14 protein-coding genes are annotated in these 18,969 nt (G+C 69.7%); 10 read left to right on the top strand and 4 right to left on the bottom strand.

Annotation, left to right across the window (positions count from 1 at the left end; genetic code table 11):
- Nucleotides 1-25 precede the first annotated feature (25 nt).
- Nucleotides 26-1,279 carry a phospholipase D-like domain-containing protein gene (locus AB0H43_RS23200; RefSeq protein WP_360002216.1) on the bottom strand — a complete coding sequence of 418 codons (1,254 nt, stop codon included), beginning with the start codon at nt 1,277-1,279 and terminating at the stop codon, nt 26-28.
- A gap of 112 nt (nt 1,280-1,391) precedes the next feature.
- On the opposite strand from AB0H43_RS23200, the gene AB0H43_RS23195 reads away from it, so the two are divergent.
- Nucleotides 1,392-2,252, top strand: coding sequence for an NAD(P)H-binding protein (locus AB0H43_RS23195; RefSeq protein ID WP_360002214.1), 861 nt, complete (start codon nt 1,392-1,394; stop codon nt 2,250-2,252).
- Nucleotides 2,253-2,329: 77 nt separating this feature from the next.
- On the opposite strand, the gene AB0H43_RS23190 is transcribed toward AB0H43_RS23195, so the two are convergent.
- Nucleotides 2,330-3,418 (bottom strand): hypothetical protein, encoded by a 1,089-nt coding sequence (locus tag AB0H43_RS23190; RefSeq protein ID WP_360002212.1) that lies wholly within the window; start codon nt 3,416-3,418, stop codon nt 2,330-2,332.
- Nucleotides 3,419-3,566: 148 nt separating this feature from the next.
- Between AB0H43_RS23190 and AB0H43_RS23185 the strand changes: the two genes are divergently transcribed.
- Complete coding sequence (locus AB0H43_RS23185) at nt 3,567-4,511, top strand: helix-turn-helix domain-containing protein (protein ID WP_360002210.1); 945 nt, start codon at nt 3,567-3,569, stop codon at nt 4,509-4,511.
- 116 nt (nt 4,512-4,627) lie between these two features.
- On the opposite strand, the gene AB0H43_RS23180 is transcribed toward AB0H43_RS23185, so the two are convergent.
- Nucleotides 4,628-5,596: a helix-turn-helix domain-containing protein gene (locus AB0H43_RS23180; protein WP_360002208.1), complete on the bottom strand. Its 969-nt coding sequence runs from the start codon at nt 5,594-5,596 to the stop codon at nt 4,628-4,630.
- Between the two features lie 251 nt (nt 5,597-5,847).
- On the opposite strand from AB0H43_RS23180, the gene AB0H43_RS23175 reads away from it, so the two are divergent.
- A complete protein-coding gene (locus AB0H43_RS23175; RefSeq protein ID WP_360002206.1) occupies nt 5,848-9,483 on the top strand; it encodes a S8 family serine peptidase in 3,636 nt (1,211 codons plus the stop codon).
- 120 nt (nt 9,484-9,603) lie between these two features.
- Here AB0H43_RS23175 and AB0H43_RS23170 read toward each other — a convergent pair whose 3' ends face one another.
- Nucleotides 9,604-10,224 (bottom strand): hypothetical protein, encoded by a 621-nt coding sequence (locus tag AB0H43_RS23170; RefSeq protein ID WP_360002204.1) that lies wholly within the window; start codon nt 10,222-10,224, stop codon nt 9,604-9,606.
- Nucleotides 10,225-10,263: 39 nt separating this feature from the next.
- Between AB0H43_RS23170 and AB0H43_RS23165 the strand changes: the two genes are divergently transcribed.
- From AB0H43_RS23165 to AB0H43_RS23135, 7 genes are all read left to right on the top strand, one after another.
- Nucleotides 10,264-10,743 (top strand): emopamil-binding family protein, encoded by a 480-nt coding sequence (locus AB0H43_RS23165; protein ID WP_360002202.1) that lies wholly within the window; start codon nt 10,264-10,266, stop codon nt 10,741-10,743.
- Nucleotides 10,740-11,492, top strand: coding sequence for an SDR family NAD(P)-dependent oxidoreductase (locus AB0H43_RS23160; protein WP_360002200.1), 753 nt, complete (start codon nt 10,740-10,742; stop codon nt 11,490-11,492). Before AB0H43_RS23165 ends, AB0H43_RS23160 begins: the two co-directional genes overlap by 4 nt.
- Before the next feature lie 61 nt (nt 11,493-11,553).
- On the top strand, nt 11,554-13,125 hold the full coding sequence (locus AB0H43_RS23155; RefSeq protein ID WP_360002198.1) for a beta-N-acetylhexosaminidase: 1,572 nt from the start codon (nt 11,554-11,556) through the stop codon (nt 13,123-13,125).
- Between the two features lie 40 nt (nt 13,126-13,165).
- Nucleotides 13,166-15,772, top strand: a complete 2,607-nt coding sequence (locus tag AB0H43_RS23150; protein WP_360002197.1) for a hypothetical protein — start codon at nt 13,166-13,168, stop codon at nt 15,770-15,772.
- 64 nt (nt 15,773-15,836) lie between these two features.
- A complete protein-coding gene (locus AB0H43_RS23145) occupies nt 15,837-16,817 on the top strand; it encodes a hypothetical protein (protein ID WP_360002195.1) in 981 nt (326 codons plus the stop codon).
- Nucleotides 16,814-17,800, top strand: a complete 987-nt coding sequence (locus tag AB0H43_RS23140) for a hypothetical protein (protein WP_360002193.1) — start codon at nt 16,814-16,816, stop codon at nt 17,798-17,800. The genes AB0H43_RS23145 and AB0H43_RS23140 overlap by 4 nt, the downstream gene beginning before the upstream one ends.
- Nucleotides 17,797-18,966, top strand: coding sequence for a tetratricopeptide repeat protein (locus tag AB0H43_RS23135; protein WP_360002191.1), 1,170 nt, complete (start codon nt 17,797-17,799; stop codon nt 18,964-18,966). Before AB0H43_RS23140 ends, AB0H43_RS23135 begins: the two co-directional genes overlap by 4 nt.
- Nucleotides 18,967-18,969: the final 3 nt, after the last annotated feature.

The raw sequence follows: 18,969 nt of genomic DNA, 5'->3' as shown, positions 1-18,969 counted from the left end.
CGTGAGGCAGCGCACGTGGGGCAGCTCACGCGGGGCAGCTCGCGGTGCCACCGTTGGCGACCGAGCGGATCGTCGAGCTGTCCCGGATCGCGCGGAAGTTCGCCGTGTACGCGTCGAATACTGTGCTGTCCTCGAGCTGCAGGATGGCCTCGTCGGCCTGCCGCAGCGAGTTCGTGCTCCAGTTGTGGCTGCCCGTCCACACGATCTTCCGGTCGGGCTTGTCGTAGTAGACCCCCTCGACCTCGAAGTACTTCGAGTGGATCCAGATCGAGTCGGTGTCGCAGTAGTACTTGACCGCCGGCCCGTGATAGCTCCCGGCCGTCGCCAGCAGCTTCTTCATGGCACTGACTTCGAGGTCGGAGCCGGGGTGGTAGGTCTCGACGACCTCCACGTAGCAGCCGGCCGCGTCCAGGTCCCAGAGTTTCTTGGCCAGATAGTCCCGGCTGAAGATCGACATCGCGACCCGGATGATGGTCCGGTGGGTGCCGTCCTGCGTACCGACGACCGAGTTCCCGAAGCAGTCCACGTTGGACAGAATCGTGTAGATCGTGTCCTCGGCCGGGTTCTGGTAAGGACTCGTCCCCGACTGCTCCTGGCGCGGGTAGAAGAAGATCTTCGAGTTGCCCGCCTGCAGCGGCGTACGCGTGTCGTAGTAGTTGTTGTTGACGACCCGGCCCTTGAGATCGTCGAAGTAGCCGTTGTAGTAGTCGTACGCGGCGGCGTTGCCGACCAGGATCAGCGCGTTGTTCCAGCCGCCGAGCCCGTCGCGCCCGTTGTGCAGGTTGGCCGACGACTGCACGACGACGTTCGACGCCCCGCCCGTGCTGGAGAACAAGAAGAACTTGTTGTGGTTGATGGAGTCGACGCTGCCCAGGACACGACTGCCGATGCACCCGCGACCGGCGGGGCAGGCGAGCGCCCAGCTCGCCGCGCTCAATGACGTGCCCAGCTCGGCGGTCAGCGACGGCCACAACGCCTCGGCGGTCTCCCGGCCGTCGAAGATGACCTGGACGTTCACCCCGCGCTGGTGCGCCGCGATCAACGCGTTCGGGATCGTCGCGTCGTCGGCGTAGTACATCGCCATCCGGATGCGTGACCCGGCCGGGGCGGTGCCGATCAGCTCCACGATCTTGTTCTGCAGCAGCGCCTTGTCCGCCGCGGTGCCGGTCGGATTGTTGAAGACCGCGCTCGTCACCGGGGCGGCCAGCGCACCCTGCGGTGCGACAAGAGTGCTCACGGCCAGGAGCGCCGCGAACGTCAGACTTTTCCATTTATTCATGGGTGGTAGTAGACTGCGTCATCCGCGTTAACGGCAATGACGGGAAATTCCCGCGTACGCTGACAGGCGAAAAGTTTGATCTCAACCTAGGTTGAGGTTCAACGCTGGACGCATGACGACACTGATCATCGGCGCGACCGGCAACGTCGGCCGTCACCTGACCGCTTCCCTGGCCCGGACCGAGCTGCCGGTCCGGGCGCTCACCCGCCGTCCCGACGCGGCCGGCTTCCCGGCCGGGGTGCAGGCCGTCGGCGGCGACCTGACCGATCCGGAGTCACTGCGCGTGGCGCTGGACGGCGTGGACTCGGTCTTCCTGCTGTGGCCGTTCCACTCGGCCGACGGAGCCGCGCCCGTGATCGAGACGATCGCCAAGTACGCCCGCAAGGTGGTCTACCTGTCGGCGTTCTCGGTCCGCGACGACGTGAGCCCGGCGGAGAACGGCGTCTGGGGCGAGGTCGAGGACCTCATCCGCCGTTCGGGCGTCGAGTGGACGTTCCTGCGTGCGGGCGGATTCGCGACGAACGCCCTCGGCTGGGCGGCCCAGATTCGCGCCGGAGACGTCGTCCGAGCCCCGTATGCCGGGGCGCAGCGGTCGCTCCTCCACGAGGCCGACATCGCCGCCGTCGCCGTCGCCGCGCTGACGGAGGAGGGCCACACCGGGCAGAGTTACATCCTGACCGGCCCCGCCACGATCAGCCAGGCCGACCAGGTACGCGTCATCGGGGAGACGATCGGCCGCCCCCTGCGGTTCGACGAGCAGCCGGTCGAGGAGGCCCGGGCGCAGATGGTGGCGGCGTGGGGTAACGAGGAGTTCGTCGACCGGGCACTGGCGCACTGGGCGTCCATCGTCACCACACCGGAGCCGGTGGTCGACACCGTCGAGCGGCTCATCGGGCGGCCGGCGCGGACTTTCGCCGAATGGGCGGCCGACCACGCGGCCGACTTCCGCTCGACCGGTACGCCGCCGGCCTGAGCGAAAGGCCCGGCCGAGCGTCCGGTGTAGAGCGCTCGGCCGGGCCGGGAGGAGGGCCGCTGCAGCTATGGCGGAAGTCAGCGGACCTCGGTCAGGCCCAGGTAGAGGACCTGGGGATAGGCCGGGTTGAAGCTGATCGCGTTGATGCCGTCCTGGCCGCTGTGCCCGGTCGACAGCCGCCCGGTGCCCGCGTCGTACGCGTACAGGTCGGTGCCGTAGTTGGCGAACCAGGTGCCGTACTCGAAGTAGACGACGTCCGGGTCCGTCGGATGGGGAGCGAGCGGCACGCCGTTCGTGAGGGTCACCGTGGCCGGGTCGTGGTCCACCGCGACGGTGAAGGTCCGGCCGCCGTCGGTCGACCGCCACAGGTGTCGGCCCTGCGCGCGAGTGTTGCCTGCGTCCAGTTCGGTGGTGTCGAGCCCCTCGGCCCAGACCACGTTCTCGTCGGCGGGGGAGACCGCGACGCTGAAGATGTTGATCCGGTGGTTCGGTTCGGCCGACAGCCTGGACGAAGTCCAGGTGAGCCCGCCGTCGAAGGTGGTGTACACGCCGTCGCTGCTGGTGCCGAGCACGATGTGGTCGAGGTTCCGGCCGATCGAGCCCTCGTAGCCCCAGATCCACCAGCCGAGCACCGGCTGCGGAGTCACGCCTCGGCGCTGGAAGGACAGCCCGCCGTCCACCGAGTCCAGCACGACCCCGGTGGAGGTGACCGCCCGCAGGTGCTTGCCGTCGACGGCGAGGGCGAGCAGGTTGCCGACGTCGGCCGACGGAATCCGCGGCAGTTCGGTCACCTTGGTCCCGTCGACGCGGTAGAGCAACTCGTCGTTCGCCCGCGACCACACGTACGCACTCGCCCCGCCCGCCGCGGTGATGGCGTACGGGGGCTGACCGGCCAGCGTGGCGATCGGGGTCCAGCTGCAGCCCGCGTCCCGGCTCTGCGAAAGCTTGCCGAAGTCGTCCACTGCCAGCAGAGTGTTCGGCGCGGCGAGCGCCTCGATGTCGGAGACCACGGTGACCGGCCGCAACTCGGTCGCCGTCCGGGTCAGGTAATGGCCGTCACTCCACGTGAAGGTCAGGGCGCCCGAGCCACCGGTCACCTGCCCGCACGCCGGGACGGTCCAGGTGGGCGCGGCCTGCGCCGGAGCGCCGCCGACGACGGTGCTCATCAGGAGGAGGGCGCCGAGGGCGCCCGTGAGGATTGCGTTCTTTCTGCGTACCACTGGATCTTGATATCCGGTCCGGGCCTGGCGCGTAAAGGCGAACCGGTGGCAGGATCCTGCCGTGTCGGCAACAGGCCACCGTGGGAGGTACGCGATGCTCGAGGCCCTGGGGGTTCCCGCCGAAGACGAGGCGCTCTATCGGATGCTGTTGCGAGAACGCGGACTCACGCCCGCCGAGCTGACCGAGCGAGCCGGGCGCGGCGCGCGGGCGGTCCGGCAGTCGTTGCACCGCCTCGCGGAGTGCGGCCTGGTGAGCCGGCTCGCCGGGCGACCGACCCGATACGTGGCGGCGCGGCCGGACACGGCGGTGGAGGCGCTGATCGCACGACGGCAGCAGGAGTTGGCGGCGACGAGGCAGGCCGCGCAGCTGCTGCTCGCCGACCTGCCCGCGGATCGGCGGCATCGGCCCGAGGAGGAACTGGAGATCGTCTTCGGCCGCGAGGCGGTGGCGACGCGATTCCAACAGTTGCAGCAGTCCACCCGGCACGAGCTGCTGGTGCTGGACCGGCCCCCGTACGCCCAGAATCCGAGCGAGCCGAACCCGGGCGAGAACGATCTGCTGAGCCGGGGCGTACGCCTACGCGGCATCTACGCGCCGGAGGCCCTGGAACTGCCGGGAGCACTGCGGTTGATCCGGGCGGCGGTCGACGCCGGTGAGGAGGCGCGCGTCTGCGACGACGTGCCGCTGAAGCTCGCCATCTCCGACCGGTCCGCCGCGATCCTGCCGTTCACCGCCGACCGGGACGCGATGGTCGACAGCGCCCTCGTGGTGTACGCGTCCACTTTGCTCGATGCGCTGATCCGGCTGTTCGACCTGCTGTGGAACGTCGCCGTGCCCGTCTTCGCAGCCGACCCCGCCGCGCCCGACTCGGACCTGGTGGCCCTCCTGGCGGCCGGGTTGAAGGACGAAGCCGTCGCGCGGCAGCTCGGCGTCAGTGTGCGTACGGTGCATCGGCGGACCAGCGAGCTGATGGAGCGCCTGGGTGCGCGTACGCGGTTCCAGGCCGGGCTCGCCGCCGCTCGAGCGGGCCTCTTGTGACGCACCGATTCGCGTGATCATTGCGTCAGCCATGCTGTTGATTCGGGCATTTCGCAGCACGAAACAGCATGGCTGGCGCAATGATCACGCCCGAGGGGTGGCGTGAGCGAGGGGCGTCACGAGAGCCAGCCGAGTTCGTGGGCGCGCCAGCCGAGCTGGAGACGAGACTGCGCGCCGGCCACCGCCATCAGGTGCTGCACCCGGCGTACCACCGTGCGGCGGCTCAGACCCAGCCGCGCCCCGGCGGCCTCGTCGGTCATCCCGGCGATCAGCAGCGAGAGCAGCTTCCGGTCCTCGGCGGTCAGTTCGCCGAGCGGCGTCACTTCGCCGGTGCCGGTCAACGCCAGCGGGCTCGCCGCCGCCCAGACCGTCTCGAAGAGGGCGACGAGCGCGTCCAGCAAGGCACAGGGGTGCACGAGGACGGCCGAGTCCTGGGCGGCGTCGGTCCACACCAACGGCAGCAGGGCCAGCGAATGGTCGGCGATCGCCAGCTTCGTCGGCACCGCCGGGGCCAGCCGGGCCTGCTCGCCGACGCGTACGTGCTCGCCGATGGCGGCCAGGAAACCCGGCTCGGACAACGCCTCCACGGTGTACACCGCCCGGTAGACGACCTCCGGTCCCCGGGTCAGCTGCACATCGTTGACCTGGCTCGTCGCGGCGTACGGGGGTGTCACGAGCACACGCATCTGCGTACGCGCCTGGGCCTGCACCCGCTCGAAGGCGCGCTGCACCCCCGTACGCCCCTGGACGATCTCGATCAGCTCGGCGGTGCTCTTCGACGCGGTGGCCTCCCTTGTCTGGGCGGCGAGCTGTTGGGCAGCCTCCCGGGTGCGGTCGAGTTCGGCGTGCTGCCGCTGGATCAGCTGGTCGATCGCCTCGTCCGGCGGCACCGGGACGACGAGGCCGTGCGGCGGGGGAGTGCGGTGCACGAGGCCTTTGCGATGCAGGCCGCTGACGGCTCGGGTGATCTGCGCCGTCGTGCGACCGGCGCGGGCGGCGAGTTGATCCAGCGTGGCGCTGCCCTGCCGCAGCAACGCGAGGTACGCCGATTCTTCGGTGGCGGTGAGCCCGGCGGGTTCCAGCATGTGACCTCCTGCCGTCGCGGCCGGACCGTTGATCATGGAGTTTCCAGTCCGGCACGCCGTCGAGACCGCAGTCAACTCCATGATCAACGGCGAGGGACGGGGGTGAGACGCGAGAGAGCCGAAGGGGGTTCCCGGCAAAACGGTGGCGCAGTTGCGCCACGGCGCAGCTGCGCCGCCGAATGATCTTTCCCCGGCGATTACCAGGTGTAACACTCACGATCCGTTGTCGCAGCCTGGGGAGGAGCGTCGTCGTGAGGTCATTACGCGCTGTAGTCGCAGTCGCCGTCGCGCTGGCCCTCAGCGGAACCAGTGCCATGGGCAGCGCCCAGGCGGCGAGCGGCGTCCAGACGGCCGCCGGTCCACAGCAGACCAAGATCGTCACGCTGATCACCGGGGATCGCGTACGCCTGTCGACCGTCCAAGGCAGACCCGTGGTGGGAGTCGAGTCGGAGGGCAGGGGCTACCAGCTCACGACCCGCGACGGCGACACCTACGTCGTCCCGGTCGACGCCCTGCCCCACGTGGCGGCGGGTCGCCTGGACGAGCAGCTGTTCAACGTCACCGAACTCGCCGCGGCAGGCTACGACGACGCGTCCCGATCGTCGTTGCCGCTGGTGCTGATGCCCCCGGCGGGCGGGACGCCGGCCGTGCCGGCCAATCCGCCAGGCGCCGCCCGCCGGGCTCTCCTGCCGAGCATCAACGCCGTCGCCGTCACCGAGGACAAGGCGCGGGCTCGCGAATTCTGGCGCGGCCTGACCGCACGCTTCGCCCAGCCCGGCTCGCTGACCCGCGCCGGCGACGTCGGCCGGGTCTTCCTCGACCGCAAGGTACGCGCGGCACTGGCCGACAGCGTCCCGCAGGTCGGTGCGCCGCAGGCCTGGGCGGCCGGCTACACCGGCAAGGGCGTCACCGTCGCCGTCCTCGACACGGGGTACGACCCGACGCATCCGGATCTGGCGGGCCGGGTGGCGGCGGCCAAGGACTTCACCGGCGAAGGGTCCGCCGTGGACACCAACGGCCACGGCACCCACGTGGCGGCGACCGTGGGCGGCAGCGCGCGGAATCCCGGCGGCCAGCTGAACGGCGTCGCGCCGGAGACGAGACTGATCGTCGGGCGGGTCCTCGACGGCAGCGGCTCCGGCGACCTCTCCTGGGTCATCGCGGGCATGGAATGGGCCGTCGCCCAGGGCGCCCGGGTGATCAACCTCAGCCTGGGCGCGGGAGAGAGCGACGGCACCGATCCGGTCAGCGAGGCGGTCGACAACCTCACCGCGAAGTCCGGCGCGCTGTTCGTCGTGGCCGCCGGCAACGCCGGGCCCGGCGAGGCGTCCGTGCAAGCCCCGGGCGCGGCCGCCCAGGCGCTCACGGTCGGCGCGGTCGACAAGTCCGGCCAGCTGGCGGCGTTCTCCGGGCGTGGTCCCCGGCCCGGCGACGCCGCCGTCAAACCCGAGGTCACCGCGCCCGGCGTCGGCATCGTCGCCGCCCGGGCCGCCGGGACCTCGGCCGGCGAACTGATCGACGACAAGTACACCTCACTGTCCGGGACGTCGATGGCCACGCCGCATGTGGCGGGCGCGGCGGCGATCCTGGCGCAGCAGCATCCGGAATGGCGGGCCGCCCAGCTCAAGGCGGCGTTGGTGAGCACCGCGCAGCCGCTCGCCGGTCCGGCGATCGCGATGGGGACCGGCCGGATCGACATCGCCGCCGCGATGCGTCAGCCCGTCCTGGTCAGCACCGGCTCGATCATCCTCGGGCACGTCGACTGGACCGGGTCGGCCCGGCCGGACACGACCAGCACGGTGACCTATCGCAACACGTCCAGCGCTCCGATCACGCTCGACCTGAGCGCGAGCGCCGTCGCCGACGGGGCGAAGCAGGCCGCCCTGACCGTCAGCCCGGCTCGACTCACCCTCCCGCCGAACGGCTCCGGCACTGCCACCCTGCGGCTCGACCCGGATCACACCTCCGGCGGCGTCTACACCGGACAGATCGTCGTCCGGACCAGTGGCACTGCTTTACGCGTACCAGTCGGATTCGAGGTGGCCGGACCCACCCACAAGCTGACGGTGAGCGCGGTCGGCCGGAACGGCAAGCCGGTCGGCGCGTTCAGCCAGGCGCAGCTGTGGAACCTCGACACGGGCGAGCTGCTGCGCGGCATCGTCGGCGCGGAGGCCGCGACGCTGGACGTGCCGTCGGGCCGATATGCGCTGATGGTGTTCGCGTTCACCGTGGACGACGGCGACTGGCCGCGCGAGCTGACGGTGCTGGGCCGGCCGGAGCTGACCATCGGCGGGGACACCAGCCTGAGCTTCGACGCCCGGCAGGCGGTCCCGATCAGCGTGCGCACCCCCGAGAACGCCCAGGTACGCGACGCGACGGTCGCCTGGCAGCGCGTCGTCGGCGACAAGTCGATCATCACCGGGTTCGGGTTGAACCCCCGCATCACGACGAGGTTCTCGGCGACTCCGACGGCGCGGGTGGCCGACGGGACGTTCGAGTTCACGACGCACTTCGAGCTGGGCGAACCGCCGTTGACCGTCGCCGCTCAGGGACGCGAGCTGACGCCGGCGCCGGTCGCGAACACGCCGTCTCTCGACGGCACCCACGCGCTGGCGATCACCTCTGAGGTGGCTCAAGCGCGCGGAAAGGCGCTGCTGGTGAAGGCGCCGATGGGGGAACCCGTCGATCTGAGCGCGGCCGAGCGGGCCGGGGCGGCGCTGGTGCTGCTGCACTCCGGTGACCCGTCGTACTACGAACCGTTCACCGAAGGATCAACGGTTCCGACCTATGCGCTGCAGGAGGAGGACGTCGCCCGGCTCGGCCGGACCGTCCGCGTCACCGGTACGCCGACCAGCCCGTACGCGTATCAGGTGCTGCTGCCGGAACGCGGACGCATCCCGGCGAACCTGACCTACGACACTCGCCGTCTCCCGACGGCCACCGTACGCAGTTCGTTCCACGGCGCACTCGACAGCCGTGCGACCGAAGGCCGCTACGCGATCACCCCGACGGCTTTGGCGGCGTACTCGGCGTTCCGGGTGGTGCCGACGCCGTCGGAGCGCGTGGATCACCTGACCGTCGGCACTCGGGGGAACGAGATCACCTGGCGGCACGAGGCGTCGGCCGACATCTCCGCCTGGTACGCCCAAGGCACGGTCACCGGGCTCGCCCGCACCTACCGGGCCGGGGAGCGTACTTCGGAGGACTGGTTCGGGGCGCTGTCCCGCCCGGCCATGCCCGCCGTCACCGCCTCGTACGCCCTCGGCGCACCGGCCAACCGGTCGCACGACGCACTCCGGATCGCGATGCCCCAATGGGCCAACGGCTCCGGCGACCAATACGGCTGGCTCGACGGCGGCGACCGCTCCCGGCTCACGCTGACGCGCGACGGCGTCACCCTGCTCGACACGTCGGCGGTGACGGCCCAGGTCACGGTGCCTGCGGGGAAAGCCACCTACCAGCTGGGCCTCGACGTCCAGCGGGACCAGCCGTGGTGGACCACATCGACCGCCACTAGCACGAAGTGGACGTTCCAGTCCGGTCGCCCCGACGGGATCGCTGTGCTTCCGTTGCTGCAGGCGGCGTACTCGGTGGGCACCGACCTCCGCAACACTGTGCACGCGCGGCACGCGTACCCGCTGGTGATCCGGCCCGGCTACCAGCCCGGGGTCACCCTCCGCGGCCCGCTCGACGTCCGCGCCGCCATCTCCGCCGACGACGGCCGCACCTGGCACCCGCTCACCGGCCGCCGCGCCGCCGACGGGACGGTCACCCTCCTCGTCCCGGCGGTCGCGGGCTACGCGTCGGTCCAGGTCACGATCACCGACTCCGCGGGAAACCGGCTCGACCAGACCATCACCCGAGCGTGGGCGGTCACCCTCCACTAAGGGGTACGCAGAGAGCAGCGCCCCGCGTCGCATTCCATGATCAGGGTCATTTCTGGGTTGCCATAGCGACATGGAATTGACCATGATCATGGAAATCGGCCGAAGCCGCAGCCGAAATCGTCAGGTGGGTGGAGGGAGCGTCATCGAGAAGGTGTCGCCGACCCGGGTGAACCCCAACCGGGTGAAGTACGCCGAGAGAGCGGGCCGAGCCGGGACGACCACGGTGTGGAAGCCCCGATCGGTGAACATGTGGCTCTGCCGGTAGACGAATTCGCCCGGGGTGAAGTCGCGGTACTTGGGCGTGACGTAGTCGAGGTCGACTACGGCGACTCCGTTGCCGCCGTCGTGGAGGATCACCACGCCGACGGTCTCGTCTCCGCGTACCACCAGGAAGGCCGCACCGGTGCCACGGAGCCGGAACCCGGGGTTGAAGCGCGCGATGTCCGCGCCGTGCACGGTCAGCACGTGCGCGAGGTAGACGTCGTCGTTCGCGACCTGGACCACCGAGTAGACCTCGTCGGAATGGCGGGTCCGCAGGAGCTTGACCAGGAAGTAGATGTTGATCACCGCGAGTGCGGTGTTGAGGCCGACCATCGGCCAGACGCCGAGTGCCCAGTTGAACCCGATCAGGACGAAGCAGCCCACCAGGTTGATGGCGCGCAGGCGCAGGATGCGGGTTTGCAGCAGGGACCAGACCAGCAACGCCGAACCGATCCAGCCGACGGCGTCGAGCCAGCTCACAGGGCTGAGCGTAACCGCCGGGAGGCCTAGAGTGTCGGCATGCCCCTCCGACGGCGACCCGTGGACCTGCTGTTCGTGGTCTTCTTTCTGATCAACCTGGGCTTCGTGACCTACATCGTGGACATCGAGCAGCTCATCATCGCCGACCCCGCCCACTTCGCCGCGCCGTTGTGGCCGCCGGGTCCGCTGCTCGACCTGATCCACTGGTACGGCGACACCTACGACCCTCTGCTGATGGCCCGTCCGCCCTGGTGGAAGGCGACCATCTGGATCGACGTGCTGCTGTTCGGGCCGTTCTACCTCGCGGCCGTCTACGCTTTCGTCCGCCGCCGGAACTGGATCCGCGTTCCCGCGTTGGTCTGGTCCGGAATGATGCTCTCCAACGTGCTCATCATCTTGATGGAGGAGCGCTACGGCCCGCACGCGACGCCCGACTTCGGCTTCGTGCTCGCGGTCAACCTGCCGTGGCTGCTCATGCCGTTCGCGATGATGGCCCGGATGCGGAAGGAACCCTGGTGACGTTCGCCGAACGATATGGGCCGTGGGCGCTGGTGGCGGGCGCGTCACAGGGGATCGGGGCGGCGTTCGCCCGGGAGTTGTCGGCGCGCGGGCTCGGCGTCGTGCTCGTCGCCCGCCGTCCCGCCCTCGACCTGCCCGGTCCCAAGATCGAGGTGGCCGCCGACCTGGCCACGCCGGAGGGGATCGAGGCCGTCGTGGCGACCGTCTCCGGGCTGGAGATCGGCCTGCTCGTCGCGAACGCGGCGCTCTCGCCGATCGGCCCGTTCGCCACGAGTGACCCCGCTGAACTCAGCCGCGCGATCGACCTCAACGTCCGCGCGCCCATGCTGCTCGCGCGCCACTTCCTGCCCGCGATGCAGGAGCGCGGGCGGGGCGGGTTCGTCGTCATGTCCTCGCTCGCGGGGGCGCAGGGTTCGCCCAATCTCAGCTTGTACGCCGGAACGAAGGCGTTCGGCGCGGTGTTCGCCGAGGGTCTGTGGGCCGAGTTGCGTACGTCGGGTGTGGACGCCGTCGCGTGTGTGGCCGGGGCGGTCAGCACTCCGGGGCTGGCGGCCTCGACGGCCAAGCCCGCCCCCGGGACGGTCACGCCGGAACAGGTGGTGGCGGCGGCGCTGGGCGCGTTGGGCAGGCGACCGCGGGTCGTCCCGGGCGCGCTGATGAAGGTGTCGTCCGCCGTGCTGAACCGGCTGCCTCGGCGTACGGCGATCTCGATCATGGGCCGGGCGTCGAAGGATGTCCTCGGGTCGTGACCTCGATGTCGAGGCATCGACGTCTTGCGTTGGATCTATCTGTTAGATAGGTTACCTATCTATGACCAGGTTTGGCGCAGTACTCGCGATCCTGCTGGCTGTCCCCCTGTCGCCGGTGACCCCGGCGGCCACCGTCGTCACCTTCGCCGCTGTGGTGCCGGCTCCGGTGAGCTCGGTTCCCGCGGCCGGCGTCACCTACCAGCTCACCTCGGCGACCACTGTGTACGCCGAACCGGGCTCGGCCGCCGCCCAGGCGGTGGCGACCCTCCTGGCGACCCAGTTGCGGCGCTCGACCGGGTACGCCCTCCCGGTGGCCGACGCGCCCGGTTCCAGTCCCGGCGACGGCATCTCGCTGCTGCTCTCCGGCGCGCCCGCGACCGTCGGCCCCGAGGGATATCAGCTCACCGTCGCGGCCAACGCCGTCGCGATCCGCGCCCTGCAACCGGCCGGGCTCTTCCGCGGCCTGCAGACGCTGCGGCAACTGCTGCCGCCGGAGGCCGACGCGGCGACCGTCCAGGCGGGACCCTGGCCCGTGCCGGGCGGCACCATCGTCGACTATCCGCGGTTCGCGTACCGAGGGATGATGCTGGACGTCGCGCGGCACTTCTTCCCGGTGGCCACGGTCGAGCGGCTCATCGACGAGATCGCGCTCTACAAGATCAATACGCTGCATCTGCACCTGTCCGACGACCAAGGCTGGCGGATCGTCATCGACTCGTGGCCGAACCTGGCGGCGTACGGGGGCAGCACATCGGTCGGCGGCGACCCCGGCGGCTATTACACCAAGGCCGACTACCAGGCGATCGTCGCGTACGCGGCGTCCCGGTACATCACCGTGGTGCCCGAGATCGACATGCCCGGCCACACCAACGCCGCCCTCGCCTCGTACGCCCAGCTCAACTGCAACGGTGTCGCTCCGAACCTCTACACGGGCACCAACGTCGGGTTCAGCTCGTTGTGCGTACCGCTGGAGCTGACCTACACCTTCGTCGACGACGTGATCCGGGAACTCTCGGCGATCACCCCCGGGCCGTACGCCCACATCGGCGGGGACGAGGCGTCGTCCACGACGGCCGCCGACTACACCTACTTCATGAACCGGGCGCAGAACATCGTCGCCGCGCACGGCAAGACGGCGATCGGCTGGCACGACATCGTGAAGTCCGACGAGCTGCCGTCGACCGTCGCCCAGTTCTGGGGCACGACCAGCTCCGACAGCAACGTCGCGGCAGCCGCCGCCAACGGCACCAAGGTGCTGATGTCCCCGGCGAACCTCGCGTACCTGGACATGAAGTATGTCCGCAAGACCAAGCTCGGCCAGACCTGGGCCGGGCTGATCGAGGTCGACAAGGCGTACAGCTGGAATCCCGGGGCATACCTGACCGGGGTCGGCGAGGCGTCGGTGCTCGGCGTCGAAGGTCCGCTGTGGACCGAGACGATCCGCACCGCCGCCGACATCGACTACATGGTCTTCCCCCGGCTGCCCGCGCTGGCGGAGCTGGGCTGGTCGCCCTGGAGTACGCACAACTGGACGGCGTTCGCCACCCGCCTCGGCGCGCAGGGACCACGCTGGAAGGTCATGGGCGTCAACTACTACCACTCGCCGAAGATCACCTGGCCCACCGGATCGTGAGGAGGCGGTACCTGTGAAGCCCGCGTTGCGATTGTTTGCGGTGGCGGTGTTTCTCATCGCCTTGGTTCCGGTCGGCCCGACGGCGGCCGACGGAGCGACGGTCGGCTCGACCGAGCTGAAATCGGGCTGGGCGCTGCGCTCGGCCACCGGCCTGGCCGACACCGGCGGGACCATTTCCCAGGTCGGCTACTCGACCTCGGGCTGGAACCCGGTCACGCTGCCCTCGACCGTGCTGGCCGGGCTCGTGGCGAACAACGTCTACCAGAACATCTACTTCGGCCAGAACCTCAAGAACGTGCCCGACCTGACCGGGCAGGACTGGTGGTTCCGCGGTGAGTTCACCGCCGCCGCGGCCGCCGCCGATCAGGCGTACTGGCTGCGGTTCGGCGGCATCACCTATCGGGCGCAGATCTGGCTCAACGGCGTCCAGCTCGACGGGAACGCGGTCGGCTCGCTCGCCGCGCACGAGTACAACGTGACCTCGGCGATCCGCCCCGGTCAGACCAACGCGCTGGCCATCCGGGTCACCCCGGCCAAACCGGGCTGCGGCGACCTGTCGTTCTGCACGGTCGACTGGAATCCCGAGGTGCCCGACATGAACGCCGGGCTCTGGGGCAAGACACGGCTGGAGACCACCGGCCCGGTGGCCCTGCGGGATCCCTACGTCAAAACCGTGCTGCCGTTGCCCGCGACGAACGCGGCCGACCTGACGGTGTACGCCGACGCCGTCAACGCCACAGCCGCGCCCGTCACCACGACCGTCACCGGGACGATCAGCAAACCCGGCCAGCCGACCGTGACGGTCAGCCAGACGGTGACCCTGGCGGCGGGGGAGCGCCGAGAGATCGCCTTCGACCCGGTGGCGTACCCGCAACTGCACCTGACCAACCCGGTGCTGTGGTGGCCCTACCAGTTCGGCTCCCCCGAGCAGTACCAGCTCAGCCTGACCGCCGCCGTCGGCGGGTCCACCTCCGACACCAAGAGCACGGCCTTCGGCGTACGCCAGATCACGGACTATCGGACGACGGTCAACGGCACCTCCTTCGTCGGCTACCGGATCAACGGGCAGAACATCCTGTTCCGGGGCGGCGGCTACATGTGGGACATGCTCCAGCGCTGGGACACCAAGACGAACGCGGCCCACGTCCGCTACGTCAAGGAGATGGGGCTCAACACGATCCGGCTCGAAGGCACCCTCGGCAACGAGGAGCTGTACGACCTCGCCGACGCGGCCGGCGTCCTGATCATGCCGGGCTTCACCTGCTGCAGCGCCTGGGAGAACGACTCCGGCTGGACCGCCGAGCAGACCCAGGTCGCCCAGGCCTCGCTGGAGACCCAGCTCCGGTCGCTTCGCGGGCACCCGAGCGTCTTCGTCTGGGCGTACGGGAGCGACCAGCCGCCGACCGCGGCGCATCTGACGGCGTACAAGTCGATCGCCACCCGCCTGCACTGGCAGAACCCGACCCTGGACAACGTCGCGACCTGGTCGAACTCGAACGCGGGCATGAAGATGGACGGCCCCTACAAGTGGGCGCCGCCGGTGCTCTGGTGGGACACGACCAAGAACGGCAGCGCCTTCGGGACCACCGGTGAGGAGGGCACCGAGGCGCCGCCGCCGCTGGAGAGCCTGCAGAAGTTCATCCCGGCCGGTGAGCTGTGGCCGATCGGGACCACCTGGAACTATCACGCGGGCAAGCCGGGCAGCGTGTTCGACAACATCAGCCTCTACACCAACGGCCTCAACCGCCGGTATGGCACCGCCACGAGCGCGGCCGACTACGCGCTCAAGGCCGAGCTGATGAACTACGAGAACACGCGCAGCTTCTTCGAGGCCTGGAACTCCCACGAGTACAGCCAATCCTTCGGCACCATCTTCTGGATGCTCAACAGCGCCTGGCCGTCGGTGCACTGGAACCTCTACGACTACTACTTCAAACCCGGCGGCGGCTTCTTCGGCGCGAAGAAGGCCGACGAGCCGGTGCACATCGCGTACGACTACGCCACGAAGAAGGTCTTCGTGGTCAACTCGACGCTGACCGCCCGCCCCGGGCTGACCGCGACGGCGACCCTGCACACCATCCCGAATCTGGCGACGGTGTCGACCACGACCGCGCCGATCACCGCCGCGGCCAACGCCTCGACGCAGGCCTTGACGGTGCCCACCCCGAACGGGTTGAGCCCGACCTACTTCCTGCGCCTGCAACTCAAAGACAGCACCGGCGCCGTGGTCAGCAACAACCTCTACTGGTACTCGACCACCCCGGACGCGCTGGGGAACAAGAGCAACTGGTACTCGACGACGACCAAGACCTTCGCCAACCTGACCGGCCTGAGCAGCCTGCCGGCCAACCCCTCCGTCACGACCGCCGTCTCCCGGTCGGTCGCCGGCGGGCAGGAGACCGTCACCATCACACTGACCAACACCAGCGCGACGAACCTCGCGTTCTTCCTGCGTCCGGAGGTCACAGCGGGCAACGGCGGAACCGAGGTCCTGCCGGTCACCTACACCGAGAACTACGTCTCGCTCTGGCCCGGTGAAACCACCACCATCACGGCGGCGTACGCCACGGCCGACCTCGGCGGGCAAGCGCCCTACCTGCGACTCCGCGGATACAACGTGCCGACGGCGGTCGTGCCGATCCCCTAGTCCCCGGGGGAATGGGAGGTCCGGGCGGGCTGCGGCGCGGCAGCCCGCCCGGTACCCTGCCGCGGTGGATGAGGATCTTGTCGCGCTGATCGTGCTCACCGTCGTGTCGGTCCTGCTCGCGACGGCGATCCGCATCGTCGCGCAGCGTCTCTGGCGGCGTACGCCCACCGTCCGCCTTCTTGGCCACGTGCCCGAATTCGCGGGAGCCTTTCGAGCCTGGAATGATAGCGATCCGGACCGATTTCTTGACCTCGCCCGGCGGGCGTACGAGAAAGTCCGGCTCGCCGCCGTCCGGCCCCGGCACCGCAATGCCCTCGCCTGCGCCGAAGCACTGCTCGGAGCGGCGTTGCACCATGTCGGGAGAGACGAGGAAGCGGTCACCTACTTGCTTCCAGCTCGCGAGGCCCTCCGCGCGACCAAGGAACGTGACGCCGGATACCTCGAGGCCTGCTACGTTCTCGCGACCCACTCACTTGCCTGGATCGCCGACCTCGCCGGAGATCATGCGGAGGCGGTCAAGCTCGCGGACGAAGGCCTCCGGCGGCGTGTCCGAAACGGCGACCGGCGCATCGTGATCCAGATCTACCAGGAATTCGTGCTGGTCCGGGCGAACAACCTGTTCAAGCTGGGTCAGTACGAGGTGGCAGCGCAGGATGTCCAGCAGTGCCTGCGGCTGGCTCGCACGTCTGCAGAGAACGACGCCGACGACTCGGTGATCCTCGCTCGCGCGCTTTTGGCCGAGATCGCCGTCGCGACCGGGAACCCGGTGGCCGCGCTGCCCTACATCGAGGCCGCTGTGGCCGGGGCGCGGAAGCCGGAGAGCCCGACGTTGGCCGAGGCGCTCTACATTCAGGCTCAGGTTCTGGCGGCGCTCGACCGGCCGGCCGACGCCCTCCTCGTGGTCACCGAGTCCGTCGAGCTGACACGACAACTCGCCGAAAAGCTTCCCGCCCGCTACTCGGCCATCCTCGCCGACCGCGAGGCGGCCTTGGCAGACCTTCAGGCGAGCGGAACCAGTAGCCAGCCCGGTACCCTCCCGCAGTGAGCGACAAGTGGGTCGACATCCTGCGATACCTCGCGATCATCGGCGTCTACATGTTCGGCGCGACGATCCTCGCCAACCTGTTGCTGCGGCTACGGCGATGGGCGCCGACCCGGCGTACGCTCGCCCGGATCCCCGAGTACGCGCGTGCCTGGCGGGCGCTGTCTCGCAGCGAGTACGCCGAGGGCCTGGATCTCGCCTGGCGGGCGTACGAGGAGTGCCGGGAACTGACGACAGGCCGTCGCCGGAATGCCTTGGCCTGCGCGGAAGCGCTGCTGGGCACGGCACTGCACGAGGCCGGTCGCCACGAGGAGGCTCTCGTCTATCTCCGGCCCGCCGTGGCGACGCTGGCCAAAGCCCGGGAGTACGACGGCGGCATCGTTCGGACGGCGTACGGGGCCGGGCTGCTCGCCCTCGCCGAGGCCATGTCCGATTTGGACGATCGAGCGGAGGCGCTCGCCACGACCGAACGGGCGCTCCGCTGGCACGTACGCCACGGCCTGCGCCGTCGTTCGATGCCGAGCTACCACGCCGCCCTCTACCTCCACGGGCAGGAACTGCTGAAAGCCGGGCGGATCCCGGAGGCCGCGCGAGCCGTGCGTACGGCGTTGGAGGCGCGCCGGGCCACCACGGCCGACCCCGACCTCATCGTGGCCGCCTGCCTCATCCTCACCGCCGAGGTCGCCGTCGCGAACGAACGGCCCGAACTCGCCCTGCCGGTCGCCGAGGAAGCCGTGGCGCACAGCCGGACGCTGTCGGACTCGACGACCGGTCATCGGGCTGTGCTCGCCAAGGCACTCGCGACCCAGGCGGCCGTCCTCGATACGCTCGCCCGCCCGGCCGACGGGCTGGCCGCGATCACCGAATCCGTCGACCTGACCCGACGCCTCGCCGAGGAACTCCCTGATCGCTACCGATCTTCCCTCGCCGACCGTGAGGCGACGATGGCCGGCCTCGCGGCGAAAGAGAGTGAGCGCACCCGATGATGCGTTTGTTCCGGCGGCGGGCGAACGACATCGTCTACCCGCACCAACTGATCAGCGCCGCTCGCTGGAACTGGCAAGGCGACTACCACACCGGGTTGCAGCTGGTGCGGGAGGCCCGTGAACGGTTCGACGAGTTCTATGGCCGGGACCAGCGGTCGCGTGCGGTCGCCGAGGGGCGTGCCGACGCGGAGGAAGGCTACGCGCTCGCCGCCCTCGACCGCTGGGCCGAAGCCGAACCGCTTCTGGCGCGGGCAATCCTCGCATTGACGGAGTACACGATCGGAGACCGCGCCGATCCGGACCTTGTCTGGGCGCACCTCCGGCTGGGCATAGTCCATCTTCGGCTCGGCCGCCCGGGTCCGAGCTTGGCACATGTCGAGAACGCGCTGCGCCTCCTGGAGACGGCTGATCCGGAGGAGGCGAAGCTGCGGCCGGCTCGGGGCGTAGCGCTGTGCAATCGGGCGGCCGTCGAGCGAGTCTTGGGCAGCCGGGAAGCGGCACTGGCGTCCCTCGACGCGGCGGCGGCCTGCCTTCCCGGAGACCCCGTCCACCAGGCGTCGTGCCACATCGACCGAGCACGGGTGCTCCACGATCTGCACCGGTTTCCGGAGATGGAGGCGTCCGCGAAGCGCGCGGTGGACTTGCTGTCCGGGATCGGCGAGGCATCGGTGACCACCGTGGCGACGTACGCCGAGGCGCACGGTATGTACGCGCACGCGCTTCATGCCCAGGGTCGCCATGCGGAGACGCTCGAGATCTGGGCGCATGTGCTGGAGGTGGCCGGGCAGATCTCCGAGTACATGGAAACGCCGCACAGCCTGGTCGAAGCTCAGATCGACTACGCCAACGCCCTGACCGAGAGCGGTGACCGGCTCGATGAAGCGACGGCTCTGCTGGAGGCGGCGGGAGCGAAGCTGCCGCCGGAGGCCGAGAGTCGGAACGCGCATCGGCTGAACCTGTATCTGCACGCCGTCCGGGCGGAGAACCTGGAGAAGCAAGGCCGTGTCCACGACGCTCTCGCTGCCGCGGAGCGGAGTCACGAATCTCATGCGCGGTACTTCGGCGATCTTGCGACGGTGGATCGGAACGACGCGATGGAACAGATCACGAAGATCAGGGATCGGCTTGCCGCGGCGGCGGGAACATCCGGCCGTCTGGCAGAGTGAGCG

It is taken from the genome of Hamadaea sp. NPDC050747 (assembly GCF_040654195.1).
Taxonomy (GTDB): Bacteria; Actinomycetota; Actinomycetes; order Mycobacteriales; family Micromonosporaceae; genus Hamadaea.
Note: the sequence above shows the minus strand (reverse complement) of the source record. Positions and strands in the feature narration are given on the sequence as shown.